The sequence below is a fragment of the Nocardia sp. NPDC058518 genome, from assembly GCF_042719655.1.
Lineage (GTDB): Bacteria > Actinomycetota > Actinomycetes > Mycobacteriales > Mycobacteriaceae > Nocardia.
Window position 1 is genome coordinate 153,238 of sequence record NZ_JBHXNJ010000006.1, and the last position, 13,588, is coordinate 166,825.

Genomic DNA, 13,588 nt, shown 5'->3' on the forward strand with positions numbered 1-13,588 from the left:
GGGCACGCGAAGCGAAGGTTCCATCATGTGATGTGAGTCACACGGATGCGGGTTCGTCCTCGTCCGCGTCGGCCCGGCTGTGCACGCATTCGCGGCAGGTGCCGAAGATCTCGAGTGTGTGGCTCACCTCGGTGAATCCGTGGTCGCTCGCTATCGTCTCGGCCCACGCCTCGACCGTCGGGCCCTCGACCTCGACGGTGCGGCCGCAATGGCGGCAGACCAGGTGGTGATGGTGGCCGCTCGAGCACTGGCGGTAGACGGATTCGCCGGTGTCGGTGCGCAGGACGTCGACCATGCCCGCGTCGGCGAGGGACTGGAGGGTGCGGTAGACGGTGGTCAGGCCGATGCCCTCGCCGCGTTTGCGGAGCTCGTCGTGCAGTTCCTGCGCCGAACGGAACTCGTCGATATTGCTGAGCAGGGCCGAGATGGCACTGCGCTGACGGGTACTGCGAACTCCGACCTGCTTCGCGGAGGTGTTGTCTGCCAACGGATTATCCTTCCTCGGCATGGGCGACGGCATCGACGACGATGTGCGCCAGATGATCGTCGACGAGTTCGTAGAGCACCTCGCGGCCCGAGCGTTCGCCGTGCACGACGCCCGCCGATTTGAGAATGCGCAGATGCTGGCTGACCAGCGGCTGGGTGACGCCGAGCGCGTCGACCAGCTCGTGCACGCAGCGCGGCGACTCACGCAACTGCAGCACGATGGCGATGCGTACCGGCGCGGCCAGTGCCCGCAGCAGCTCGCCCGCGTCCTCGAGTACCGTGCGCGACGGCACGGCGGCGGGGGCAGGGGAGTGGTACGGGTTGTGCGGGTGCGCGGGCGCAGCCTCGGTCGTCATGAACCAACTCCTTAATGGAAACAGATTCCATTTTGATATGCACGGTTGCGCATGTCAAATGACGCGCCGCGCTGGACACCTCGGGTGCTGCTAACTCACTGGACGGGTGCCGATACGCTCTATTGCAATACGAACGCTACGTCGTAGTGCAATAGAGCCGACGTAGCGGACATTCCGACTCGCAGTGGATGGAGAAATCTCGCGTGGCACCCAAGTCGAAGGTGGACACCGTTGCCAACCTCGCCAAGCGCCGGGGTCTGGTCTACCCGTGCGGTGAGATCTACGGAGGCACCAAGTCGGCGTGGGACTACGGTCCGCTCGGCGTCGAACTGAAGGACAACATCAAGCGGCAGTGGTGGCGGACCATGGTCACCAGCCGCGACGATGTCGTTGGCCTCGACTCCTCGGTGATCCTGCCGCGCCCGGTCTGGGAGGCCTCGGGCCACGTGGCCACCTTCTCCGATCCGCTGGTCGAGTCGCTGCACACGCACAAGCGTTACCGCGCCGACCATCTCATCGAGGCCTACGAGGCCAAGCACGGCCACCCGCCCGCCAACGGCCTGGCCGACATCAACGATCCCGACACCGGCCAGCCGGGCAAGTGGACCGAGCCGCGCAACTTCTCCGGTCTGCTCAAGACCTTCCTCGGCCCGGTCGACGACGAAGAGGGCATGCACTACCTGCGCCCCGAGACCGCGCAGGGCATCTTCGTCAACTTCAAGAACGTCCAGGAGACCGCGCGCAAGAAGCCGCCGTTCGGCATCGCCCAGATCGGCAAGAGCTTCCGCAACGAGATCACGCCGGGCAACTTCATCTTCCGCACGCGCGAGTTCGAGCAGATGGAGATGGAGTTCTTCGTCAAGCCCGGCGACGACGTCGAGTGGCACAAGTACTGGATCGAGACCCGTCTGGCCTGGTACACCGACCTCGGCATCGACCCGGAGAACCTGCGCCTGTTCGAGCACCCGAAGGAAAAGCTGTCGCACTACTCGGCGGGCACCACCGACATCGAGTACCGCTTCCGCTTCCAGGGCGGCGAGTGGGGTGAGCTCGAGGGCATCGCCAACCGCACCGATTACGACCTCAAGACGCACTCGGAGCACTCCAACGTCGACCTGAGCTACCGCGACCAGGCCACCGGTGAGCGCTACACGCCCTACGTCATCGAGCCGGCGGCCGGTCTGACTCGTTCGCTGATGGCGTTCCTGGTCGACGCCTACACCGTCGATCAGGTGCCGACCGCGAAGGGCACCACCGAAGAGCGGATCAGCCTGCGTCTGGATCCGCGCCTCGCGCCGGTCAAGGCCGCGGTGCTGCCGCTCTCGCGCAACGCCGACCTGACCCCCAAGGCCAAGGACCTCGCCGCCCAGCTGCGCCGCAACTGGAACGTCGACTTCGACGATGCGGGTGCCATCGGCCGCCGCTACCGTCGTCAGGACGAGATCGGTACGCCGTTCTGCATCACGGTCGACTTCGACACCATCGACGACCAGGCAGTGACGATCCGCGAGCGCGACTCGATGGCCCAGGAGCGCATCGCCCTGGACAAGGTCGAGTCCTACCTGGCAGCACGTCTGATCGGCGCCTGATTCAGCAGGTCGAAGAGCCCGCACCGGCAAGTCGGTGCGGGCTCTTTCGCGTCCGCGGGGTGGGCGGTTGATCACACCGCGTAGCTGACGGTTTGCGTTGGGTGGGCGCTTGCCTCACGATCTTCGTTGTGCTGTGGGAACCGGAAGACGTGGTGCGGGTGCTCGACCCGTCGGAACAACGATTCGTGCGGCACGCGACGTTCACCGGGCGGTCGGTCACGGTGCTCGGGGAATTGGACGCGGCGGGGCTCGGCGCGGCCTTCGCGGCGCTGCAGCGGAGATTCCCGATTCTGGTGTGCCGGATCGTCGAGGATGCCGACGAGAACGGAATCCTGTTGCGCCCCGGGCATATCGAGGCCGTCGGTGCGTGGGTGAGTTTCGGTGAGCCCGACGAGGTCCGGATTCCAGCCGAGTCCATGGATCCCGGCGCTCAGCTGGCGTATCTGGATGTGGTTCTCGCCGAAGAGGATCGGGCTCGGGTCACGTTGTTCGTGCACCACAGCGTGGCCGATGCGGGGCATTGCGTCGAACTGTTCGCGCGGCTGTGGGGCTACTACACCGACTATGTGGAGACCGGGAAGATCGCGGCCGACGCGGCCCCGACGGACATCTCGACCATCGCCGAGCCGGAGGGGGTGGCGCGGGAGCTTCCGGCGTCGCTCGAGGTGTTACTGGCGCACCGGGGGATCCGGCGTGGGCGGCGGTCGGGGCTCGAGCCGGTGACGCGTCCGCTCGTCGCCGCTGACCCGATGAGCGCTGTCGAGCGGTCGGAAGCGGCTCCGGCCTCCTTGGCTCGGCCGGCGCGGATTCAGCTCGATACAGTCGCGACCGCGCGGGTGCTCGACCTGGCTCGCGCGCACGCGGTGAGCGTCAACGGGTTGGTCACCGCCGCGGTGCTACGGGCCTATGCCGATCTCTCCGGCGCGGACAGCGTCTCGTGCCTGTATCCGGTCGACCTGCGCAGGCGCCTCGACCCGCCGGTCGACGCGGAAGCGGGCACCAACCTATCCGGCCTTGCCGCGTTCCGCGCGGATTCCTCCGACACCGCGGACCTCATCGTCCTTGCTCGCCGGATCGGCACCAGCCTGCACAACGACCTGGCCGACGGCGTGATCGAACAGTCGGTCCTGCACTTCCCGGACTTGTTCGGACCCAACCGAATCCACTCCACCGCGGGCCACATCGCCCTCACCAATACCGGGACGGTGCCCACGTTCCGTGCCCCCGCCGGGCTGTTCCTCGACGACTACGAGATCGTCTACCTCTCCGCACACCCCCGACCGTCGACCGGGGCATCCGCGGCGGTCACTTTCCTCGTGTACACCTATCTCGGCAGGTTGACCATCGGCCGGTTGGGCGGGGGAGCGCTCGCCACCGACCTGCTCGATGCTGTGGCCGCAGAGTTGTCCTGGTCACCCGCCGACCGGGAAGCCGCGACCGCCTGAGTTCGACCGGGGCGGTCGCCACCGACCTGATATCCGCAGTTGCTGCGGAATCGTCCGGGCCACCCGCAGGCCACGATGTCTCAGAATCTGCCGCCCCGGCTGACCCGCCGCGATCCCGAGGAGCCGCCGAATGAGCCCGGCCGATAGCCGCCGCCTCCGCCGCCGAAACCACCTCCGCCGAAACCGCCGCGCCGTGAACCGCCGGTCATCGCGCCGCGCAGGAGCTCGTTCAGCAGGATTCCGCCCAGCACCGCGCCGGTCTGGGAGCCGCCGCCCGACATCGGCTGGCGGGTTTCCCATGCCTGCACGCTGGCCTGTGCCTGCTGCATGGCCCGACCGCCGAGGTCGGCTGCGGTTTGCGCGCTGACGAGTGCGCGTTCGGGGTCACCGGCCGCGAGCCCTCGTGCCTCGTCGAGATGACGCTGTGCTTCGGAGAGCCGGGTGCGCGCCTCGGCATCGATGCCGCCGCGCCGGGTGGTGATGAACGAGGACGCGGCGTCGATCCGCGCGGCCGCGTCGGTGAGGGTGCGGTCGAGCCTGCGTCGTAGATCCTCCACGGCCAGTTTGCGATCCGAGGCCGCCGCGATCGCCCGGTCCAGTTCAGCGTCTGCGGTGACCGCGTCGTGGAAGGTGCCGAGAGGATCGCTGTCGGCGTTCTGCGCATTCAGGGCCGTGGTGGCGGACGAAACCGCGGAGGCCAGGTCGGCGCCGCCGAATTCGGTGAGGCTCTTGGCCGAGCTCAGGTCGGCGCGCAGTTCGTCGAGGGCGGCGGGCAGACCATCGCGCGCCTGCTGGATATTCGTCGCCGCCTGGTCGACGGCATCGAGGAGGGTCTTGGCCTGCCCGATCGCGCCCTCGGCCGCGCGGATCGCCGCGACCGCGCCACCCTGCTGCCCGACGGGCTGTGCGAGCGCGGTGCGGGCGTTGTCGATGTTGTTCTCGGCGAAGGTAATTCGTCCCTGCGCCATCCGCACGTTGTCGTGGATCGGCGCGATGACCGAGGGCGGGTAGGTCGAATCGAGCCTGGCGAGTTCGGCTTCGGAGCCCGGCATGCGCGCGGTCAGTTCGATGATGTCGCGGGTGAGCGCGTCCAGCCGGGCGGGTGCGTCGATGAGCAGATCGCGCATCGCGTCGAAATCGGTGACCTGCGCGTCGAGTTCGCGATCGGCCTTGCCCGCCGTCGCGATCAGCTCGACGAGCATGGCGCGCTGCTGATCAGGTGTCTCCGGGACGGCATCATCGAGTTGCTGACGAATCGTGAACGCCTTCGCGGTGGCCGCGCGGGCGGCATCGAGTGCAGAGCGGAAGGGGGTCACCGCCGTGTCGCCGAATTCGCTGGTCGCCAAGGTCAATTCCTCACCGCTGGTCCGCACGGCATCGTCGATCTCGACCAACCGCTCGCGGGAGAGCGCGTGCAAGGTCGGCAGCGACAGTTTCGCCAGGGCCGGCGAGTCGGTGGGGTCGAGCTCGCGCGCGTTGGTCAGTTCGGCTCGCTCCCTCTTGCCACGGCGCTTGCGCGAGAACAACATCAGACCGCCCGCCACTACGACCACGGCCAGCGCGATGAGGATCAGCACACCCCACGGCACGCCGCCGCCCTTCATGGCGGAACCGATGCCTTCAGCGGTGTCGACGGCGGCTTGGGCCCACTTCTGGTCTCGCAGAGCGGGTTCCACCGAACCGGCGAGCAGCGAGTCCAGTTCGGCGTCGGTCACACCAGCGGGAAGGGCGCCGTCGAGCCAGTAGCCGCGATCGTCGACGGCCACCGCCAGCAGCAGGTCGCGATCGCTGAAACCGGAGAGTTCGACGGTGCGGGCGGCCCAGTCCCGCGCCGCCATCGACCCGAACGTGCGCACATAGATCACCCACAGCTTCACCTGGTGATCGCGGTAGAGGGTGTCGACCGCGTCGAGCACACGCCCTTCGTCGCCCGCGCTGAGCACATTCGCGGTGTCGACCACCTGCGGACCCATCCGGGCGGGCGGCTCGGCGACAGCACTGGGCGCGCACAGCAGACTCAGCACGGCGAACACCGCGCAGAGCACCGAAACCGATCGTGGGGCCGAACTCGACAGCGGCATGTGTCGAATCTAACCGTCGCGACCGTCACCAGCACGACAGCGCGGCGCGTGGCTTCTACGATCGGACGCATGGTCACAGTCGCTCGCCAGTACACAGGTCACGTCACCGCGGGCGAGGACGCCCAGCAGCGCGACGTCCCCGGCGCCCGCATCGTGAAGATGTCCGTCGGTCCGATGGACAACAACACCTACCTGATCCAGAGCACCGGCACCGGCGCCGCCGTGCTGATCGACGCCGCCAACGACGCCGAGCGCATCATCGAACTGACCGCGCTCGAGACCCCCGGCCAGGTCGAACAGCTCGTCACCACCCACCGCCACCCCGATCACTGGCAGGCGCTGACCGAGGTCACCAAGTCCCTCGCCGTCCCCACCGCCGCCCACACCCTCGACGCCGACCACATCCCGGTCCGCCCCGACCGCCTCCTGGAAGACGGCGACACCATCGAATTCGGCGACTTGGTTCTGCATGTCATCCACCTGCGCGGCCACACCCCCGGCTCGATCGCCCTCGCCCTCACCGACAACGCAGGCCACACCCACCTCTTCACCGGCGACTCCCTTTTCCCAGGTGGGGTAGGCAAAACTCACAGTCCCGCCGACTTCGACACCCTACTCACCGACGTCACCACCAAACTCTTCGACCGCTACCCCGACGACACCGTCGTCTACCCGGGCCACGGCGACGACACCACCCTCGGCGCCGACCGCGCGAACCTGCCCGAATGGCGCGCGCGGGGCTGGTGACGTTCTGGCCAGGCACAAGCGGGCCAGGGCAGTGTCATCGGCGGAATCAGCGCAGCGTGAATGCTGGGCCAGTGAGGGTAAGGCCCAGTTCAGCGGTGTAGGCGAAGACCGCGAAGAAGATCAGTGCGGCACCCGCCAGAGCGATGTCCTTGTTGAAATGGACCATCTCGTGTTGCTTCGTCTCGGCATCGGTTTCCTTCCAGAAGGCGTGCATCAGGAAGGCCGTCGGCACCAGGAACACGACCAGGGCAAGCGAGCCGAGGTCTCCCCATGCCCCGAGCAGCACGCTCGTTCCAGCGACGAGCATGACCGCACCCGACCCGTACACCGCGAACACCGCCGACGGCACCCCACGGCTCGCGGCATAGCGCGCGGTGTCCTTCGCCGCACTCAGATGGCCGATGGCCGCGCCGATGAACAACGCGGAGAACAGGATTCGCCCGATCAGGACTATGACGCTCATGGCTTCCACCTGACCATCGCGAGACCGGCCGCGTCCAAGACCGATCCGGCGAACCTGATACCGAGCGGGTATCGTCGCAGCTCATGGACCTCCGCCTCCTGCGATACTTCACGACGGTGTCCGAGGAACTCCACTTCGGTCGCGCCGCCGCCCGCCTGTACATGACCCAGCCGCCGCTGAGCCGGGCGATCAAACAGCTCGAGTCCGACCTCGGCTATGACCTGTTGCGTCGCTCATCGACCGGCGTTGTCCTCACGCCCGCCGGGTCCGCGCTCTACGACGAGGCACGCGACCTGCTGGCCCAGGCGGATCGGGTGCGCACCAGGGTCGCGGTCGCCGCCGGGGCGTCCGCCCTCACCATCGGCACCTTCGCCGAACAGGCAGGCGCTCGACTTGCCGCGGCCTACCGAGACGCGCATCCAGGCGTGCAAGTGCACATCAGAGAAGGCGACTTCGCCGACCCGACAGCGGGATTGCGCGCCGGGCGCGTCGACATCGCCCTCACCCGCACGCCCTTCGACGAAACAGGTATCACCACCCAGGTTTTGCGCACAGACCCCGTCGGTGTCGTACTGCGCGTGGATGATCCACTCGCCGACCGCGCGAACCTGCACCTGCGAGACCTGGCCGATCGACACTGGTTCCAGCTGCCTCCCGACACCGACCCGATCTGGCGCAGCTACTGGTCGCACCCGACCGATCCGGACACCGGGCCGGTGGTGCGCACCGTCCACGAATGTCAGCAAACCGTTCTGTGGAACGGCACCGTCGGGCTCACGCCGCTCGGTCATCCGGTCCCGGACGGTCTGGTGGTGGTCCCGCTCGTCGACAAGCCGCCGAGCAGTCTCGTCCTGGCCTGGAACAGCGCCGAGCACAGCCCGTTGATCCGCTCGTTCATCGACGTCGCCGCGACGATCTCGCCGGCGGCGATCGGTCGTTCACCGGAACGGAATCCGGTGGTGACCGCTGACCACACGACGCGTCGGACCGACCTGGCAGACTGACGAAGGTGAAATCGGGATACTCGCGAACCTCAGCGCCCGCCCAGGATGTCAGGCATCCGCGCGGGCTGGTGTCGACGGTCTCGGTGTGGTTCGTCCGGTTGATCGCCGGGGCGGTGCTGATGGCGTTGGTGCTGGTCGCCGGGACGGCGTTCCGGGTCTGGCAGGTCGCGCGGATCGACGACTACACCCCGGCGAACGCGATCGTGGTGCTCGGCGCGGCGCAGTATTCGGGGACGCCGTCGTCGGTTTTCGAGGCGCGGTTGTATCAGGCGTGGCGGCTCTACGAAGCCGGTGTGGCGCCCACGGTGATCACCGTCGGCGGCAAGCAGGAGGGCGACCTGTACACCGAAGCCGCGTCGGGCAAAGCGTATTTGGAAGACAAAGGTGTGCCCAGCGAGAGCATCCTCGCCGTGGAAACGGGTTCCGACACGTTACGCAGCATCGAGGCGGTGGCGTCGGCGATGGGGGAGCGCGACATGTCATCGGCCGTACTCGTGAGCGATCCGTGGCATTCACTGCGAACCAGGACGATGGCTCGCGACGCGGGCTTGGAAGCGTGGACCGCACCCACCCGCACCGGACCGGCCGTCTACACGAGGGAGTCGCAATTCCACGGCATCGCCCGCGAAACCGGCGCGCTGCTCTGGTATCAGCTCACTCATTTCTCGGCAGACTTCCCTTACGAGGCGGGACAGTGAGATGACAGGGACCTATACCCCGCACGACCAGGAACGCATGGTCCACGAGCCGGGCAAGACCGCGTGGCCCGGTGCCGCGGGCAAAGGCCATCGCAGTGAGTTCTCGCGCGATCGTGCCCGTGTGCTGCACTCCGCCGCGCTGCGTCGACTGGCCGACAAGACCCAGGTCATGGGCCCGCGCGAGGGCGATACCCCGCGCACCCGCCTGACCCACTCCCTCGAAGTGGCCCAGATCGGGCGCAGCATCGCCGACGGTGTCGGTGCCGACCCCGACCTCGTCGACCTCGCGGGCCTGGCCCACGACATCGGCCACCCGCCCTACGGACACAACGGCGAACGCGCACTCGACGAATTCGCCGACGAATACGGCGGTTTCGAAGGCAACGCCCAGAACCTGCGCATCCTGACCCGCCTCGAACCCAAGATCCTCGACGCCGACGGAGAAAGCTTCGGGCTCAACCTCACTCGGGCGGCCCTGGACGCGACCCTCAAATACCCGTGGGGCAGAAGCGGTTCCGGCACCAAGTTCGGCGCCTACGACGACGACCTCGAGCGCCTGGCGTGGGTGCGCAAAGACGCGCCCGACCGCAAACAGAGCCTGGAATGCCAGATCATGGACTGGTCCGACGACGTCGCCTACTCGGTGCACGACGTGGAGGACGGCGTGATCGTCGGCCGGATCGACCTGCGTGCCCTCGCCGATCCGGCCGAGCAGGCCGCGCTCGCCGAACAGGGTCACGGCCAGCACCCCGACCAGTCGATCGAAGCACTCGCCGCCGCCGCGCAACGGCTCTCCGAACTCGACATCGTGGCCGACGCCGCGACCTACGACGGCAGCTTCGGCGCCTCGGTGGCCCTGAAACGACTCACCAGCGAACTGGTCGGCCGCTTCGCCACCGCCGCGATCTCGGCCACCCACGAGCGCTACGGCGAAGGCCCGCTCAGCCGCTACGAGGCCGACCTGATCGTGCCACCGATCGTGGCCGCCGAGGTCGCCGTCCTCAAGACCATGGCGCTGCGCTACGTGCGCTCCGACCCCGGCCACCTCGCCCGCCAGCAGACCCAGCGCGATCGCGTGCAGGCCGTCGCCGACCGCCTGCTCACCACCGCGCCTGCCCACCTCGACGACCAGATGCTGCCCTGGTTCAACGCCGCGACCACCGAGGCCGCCCGCGTGCGCGTGGTGATCGACCAGATCGCCTCCTACACCGAGAGCCGCTTCGAACGCGTCGCCGCCTCGCTGGACTGCCGCTGACCAGACCCGACTAGACTCGCTCACCGTGGCCGGACGAATCCCAGATCGCGATATCGCGGCGATCCGTGAACGTGTCCGGATCGAAGATGTAGTCGGTGAGTACGTGGCGCTCAAGCGCGCGGGCGCCGACTCGATCAAAGGTCTGTGCCCGTTCCACGACGAGAAGTCGCCGTCGTTCCATGTGCGACCCAACCATGGACTGTTCCACTGCTTCGGCTGTGGTGAGGGCGGCGACGTCTACAAGTTCCTGCAGCAGATGGAACACATCGGTTTCGTCGAGGCAGTCGAGCAGATGGCCGATCGGATCGGCTACCAGATCAACTACGAGGGTGGCGGCACCTCGGTGCAGCGCGATCGCGGCACGCGCTCCCGCCTGGTCGCGGCGAATGCCGCCGCGCACGAGTACTACATGGCACTGCTGCACGAACCCGAGGCCGAGGCCGCCCGCAAGTATTTGACGGACCGTAATTTCGACAAGGCGTCCTGGCAGCAGTTCGGTTGCGGTTACGCGCCCGCGGGCTGGGACGGGCTGACGAAGCACTTGCAGCGCTTGGGTTTCGAGTTCAAGGAGCTGGAAGCGGCGGGGTTGTCCAAGCAGGGCAAGCGCGGTCCGATCGACCGATTCCATCGGCGCCTGCTGTGGCCGATCCGCAATCTCGGCGGCGAGGTGATCGGGTTCGGCGCGCGCAAGCTGTTCGACGACGACACCATGCCCGGCAAGTACGTGAACACGCCGGAAACGTTGCTGTACAAGAAGTCTCAGGTGCTGTTCGGTCTCGACCATGCCAAACGCGACATCTCCAAGGGGCATCAGGCCGTGGTCGTCGAGGGCTACACCGACGTCATGGCCATGCACCTGGCCGGAGTGAAAACCGCGGTCGCGTCCTGTGGCACCGCTTTCGGCGAAGAGCACCTGCAGGTGTTGCGCAGGCTGCTGATGGACGACAACTTCTGGCGCGGCGAGATCATCTACACCTTCGACGGTGACGCGGCAGGCCAGGCCGCGGCGTTGAAGGCGTTCAGCGGTGATCAGCGGCTGGCCGGCCAGACCTACATCGCTGTCGCGCCCGACGGGCAGGATCCGTGCGAGTTGCGTCAGCACTCCGGCGACAGTGCCGTGCGCGACCTGGTGGCCCGGCGAACCCCGCTGTACGAGTTCGTGATTCGCGGTCTGCTGGCCGAACACAATCTCGACGATGTCGAGGGCCGCGTCGAGGCGTTGCGCCGTACCGTGCCCGTGGTGGCCCAGATCAAGGACAACGCCACCCGTAAGGGGTACGCGACCAAGCTGGCCGGTTGGGTCGGCTGGGACGACATCCAGCTGGTCGTGCGCCGGGTCGGTGAAGAGGCGAAGAAGAACCGGATGGGCACCAATGCCACGCCTGCGCTGAAGTCCGGCGCCGCGTCGATTCCCGCGCCCCGCGTCGAGGAGAGCTCCTCGGTGCGGCCTGCCCCGAACGATCCGGTGCTGTTCGCCCAACGTCAAAGCCTCAGTGCCGCACTGCAATACCCGGGAATAGCCGGCGTGGCCTTCGACGCGATCGACGCCGCCGCCTTCACCCACCCCGCCTACATCGCCCTGCGCCTCATGATCGCCCAAGCGGGCGGCACGGCGGCCGGGCTCAGCGGCGCGGAATGGGTCGCCGCCGTATCCGACCACACCGATGACCTGATGATCCGCGCCCTGGTCTCCGAACTGGCCAACGAGCAGCTCCCGGTCCGCACCCAGAACGACACCCCACGCTTCATCACCGGCATCCTCGCCCGCACCCAGGAAGCCTGGGTAGGCCGCCAGATCGCCGAGCTCAAATCGAAGCTGCAGCGACTGTCCGCCAGCGAGGAGCCCGACACCTACATGACCCTGTTCGGCGACCTGGTGGCGCTGGAGCAGTACCGCAAGAGCCTCGCGGCCCAGGCGATGGGCAACGAGGGCTACGCGGCCGGGGCCTGAAAGCGCTGGGGGGATCGCGTCTCGAGGCAACGCGGTTCCGCGTTTGGATTCTCGATTCGCTCATGCCACAGCCACTTTCGCGTCGTCGACATCGGTTGCGAGGCGATCGCGGTACCAGGCCACGCCACTCAGGGCGATTCCGGCGATGGTGACGGCCGCTGCGACCAGATACACCGATCGTAAGCCGCTGCTGTCGATGACCCGCCCGCCCAGCCAGCCCGCGAAGGCTGGCGCGAGTTGGTAGGCCGACGCGTTCACCGCCATGGCCAGTGTCGGCGCAGCCGCCGCGGTGCTCAGAACCCGTGCCTGCATCCCGGGAATCACCGAGAAGCCCAGTGCCCCGAGGACGAACACCATCACCGCGATGAGCACGGGGTTGGTGCTGACCAGCCACATGAGTGCGAGCGCTCCGGCAAGCAGGGTCAGCAACCCGATCTGCGAAGGCATCAGGGCACGGTCCGACAGGCGCCCGCCGATGAGATTGCCCACGGTCGCGCCGACACCGTAGATCAGCAGCCAGCCGGCGACCGAGCCACTGGTGAAGCCGCTGACATCGGTCAGCAGCGGCGAGAAGTAGGTGAACACCATCAGCACTCCGGCATTGGCGATCGCGGTGATCGAGATCGCCAATTGCACATCACGACTGCGGAATACACCCATCTCGGCCACCGCCGAGCCGCCTGCGTTCGCCACCGCGGGGACCAGCCGGATCACCAGCAGCAACCCGAGCACGCAGACCGCGGCGACCGCCGCGAAGGTGGCACGCCATCCATACTGGGAACCGATGAAGGTGCCCAGTGGCGCGCCCAGAATCATCGCCACGTTCATTCCGAACACCAGCTTCGACACCGTCGAGGCCTGCTTGCCTTCCGGTGCTGTCGACACCGCGGTGACGATCGCGTTGGCGAAGAACGTCGATGTCACCAGCGCGGTGACGACCCGGGCCGCGAACAGCGCCTCGTACGCCGGTGCGAGCGCTGATGCGATATTGCCCAGGACGGCGATCGCCAGCAACGTCACCATCAAGGGCTTGCGGGGAAACCGCGTGGTGAGGGCGGTCAGCGTCGGCCCACCGACGATCATTCCGATGGCGTACGCCGTGACCAGGAGCCCCGCGGCCGGGATGGACACATCCAGATCGGTGGCGACATCGGGCAGGATCCCCGCGATGACGAACTCGCCGGTGGTGATTCCGAAGACGCACAATACAAGTGAAGCAAGACTCAACCGCATGATTCTCTTCTCTGTCCGAGTGGGAATTGGTCCCCACATTGCTTCGATTCGGCGACTTCGTCGGGAACTCTGAAATCATGAAATGAATGGACAAATCTTCGCCAATTGCGGATATTCTGCAGGTGTTCGCAGGCATGGCAAATCTGTTCCTCGATCTAGAAATCCACCCCGCTCACGCCGCGAGACCCTGCTGATCCCCTGTCCCGTTGACTGACTGAAATCGCTTCCGGCGCAGCGTGTGATCGGTCCGGCGGCGATCGGCAGCCTCGCGATGCCCGGC

The 13,588-nt window shown here is 67.3% G+C and carries 12 protein-coding genes; 7 read left to right on the forward strand and 5 right to left on the reverse strand.

The genetic code is table 11. The annotated features are described in order from the left end of the window. Nucleotides 1-37 precede the first annotated feature (37 nt). Nucleotides 38-508 (reverse strand): Fur family transcriptional regulator, encoded by a 471-nt coding sequence (locus ACFWPX_RS13420; protein WP_378927637.1) that lies wholly within the window; start codon nt 506-508, stop codon nt 38-40. Beyond that, complete coding sequence (locus ACFWPX_RS13425; RefSeq protein WP_067456316.1) at nt 492-842, reverse strand: helix-turn-helix transcriptional regulator; 351 nt, start codon at nt 840-842, stop codon at nt 492-494. The genes ACFWPX_RS13420 and ACFWPX_RS13425 overlap by 17 nt, the downstream gene beginning before the upstream one ends. 188 nt (nt 843-1,030) lie before the next feature. On the opposite strand from ACFWPX_RS13425, the gene ACFWPX_RS13430 reads away from it, so the two are divergent. Beyond that, nucleotides 1,031-2,431, forward strand: a complete 1,401-nt coding sequence (locus ACFWPX_RS13430; RefSeq protein ID WP_378918882.1) for a glycine--tRNA ligase — start codon at nt 1,031-1,033, stop codon at nt 2,429-2,431. 128 nt (nt 2,432-2,559) lie between these two features. After that, complete coding sequence (locus tag ACFWPX_RS13435; RefSeq protein WP_378927638.1) at nt 2,560-3,876, forward strand: acyltransferase; 1,317 nt, start codon at nt 2,560-2,562, stop codon at nt 3,874-3,876. Between the two features lie 80 nt (nt 3,877-3,956). On the opposite strand, the gene ACFWPX_RS13440 is transcribed toward ACFWPX_RS13435, so the two are convergent. Continuing rightward, nucleotides 3,957-5,957: a TPM domain-containing protein gene (locus ACFWPX_RS13440; protein WP_378927639.1), complete on the reverse strand. Its 2,001-nt coding sequence runs from the start codon at nt 5,955-5,957 to the stop codon at nt 3,957-3,959. 69 nt (nt 5,958-6,026) lie between these two features. Between ACFWPX_RS13440 and ACFWPX_RS13445 the strand changes: the two genes are divergently transcribed. Next, entirely contained in the window at nt 6,027-6,704 is a 678-nt protein-coding gene (locus ACFWPX_RS13445; protein ID WP_378927640.1) for an MBL fold metallo-hydrolase, read from the forward strand. A 46-nt stretch (nt 6,705-6,750) separates the two neighbouring features. Here the strand turns inward: ACFWPX_RS13445 and ACFWPX_RS13450 are convergent, their stop codons facing one another. Then, nucleotides 6,751-7,167: a DoxX family protein gene (locus ACFWPX_RS13450; RefSeq protein WP_378918890.1), complete on the reverse strand. Its 417-nt coding sequence runs from the start codon at nt 7,165-7,167 to the stop codon at nt 6,751-6,753. An 83-nt stretch (nt 7,168-7,250) separates the two neighbouring features. Here ACFWPX_RS13450 and ACFWPX_RS13455 point away from each other — a divergent pair, with 83 nt between their 5' ends. The 4 genes from ACFWPX_RS13455 (at nt 7,251) to dnaG (ending at nt 12,075) form a co-directional block, all read left to right on the forward strand. Beyond that, entirely contained in the window at nt 7,251-8,171 is a 921-nt protein-coding gene (locus ACFWPX_RS13455; RefSeq protein WP_378927641.1) for a LysR family transcriptional regulator, read from the forward strand. 119 nt (nt 8,172-8,290) lie between these two features. Next, the gene (locus ACFWPX_RS13460) at nt 8,291-8,869 is read left to right on the forward strand and encodes a YdcF family protein (protein WP_378918934.1); all 579 of its coding nucleotides are present in this window, start codon (nt 8,291-8,293) and stop codon (nt 8,867-8,869) included. 1 nt (nt 8,870) lies between these two features. Then, a complete protein-coding gene (locus tag ACFWPX_RS13465; RefSeq protein WP_378927642.1) occupies nt 8,871-10,124 on the forward strand; it encodes a deoxyguanosinetriphosphate triphosphohydrolase in 1,254 nt (417 codons plus the stop codon). 25 nt (nt 10,125-10,149) lie between these two features. After that, complete coding sequence (dnaG, locus tag ACFWPX_RS13470) at nt 10,150-12,075, forward strand: DNA primase (protein WP_378927643.1); 1,926 nt, start codon at nt 10,150-10,152, stop codon at nt 12,073-12,075. Between the two features lie 60 nt (nt 12,076-12,135). Here dnaG and ACFWPX_RS13475 read toward each other — a convergent pair whose 3' ends face one another. Further along, nucleotides 12,136-13,308, reverse strand: a complete 1,173-nt coding sequence (locus ACFWPX_RS13475) for an MFS transporter (protein ID WP_378927644.1) — start codon at nt 13,306-13,308, stop codon at nt 12,136-12,138. Nucleotides 13,309-13,588 lie beyond the last annotated feature (280 nt).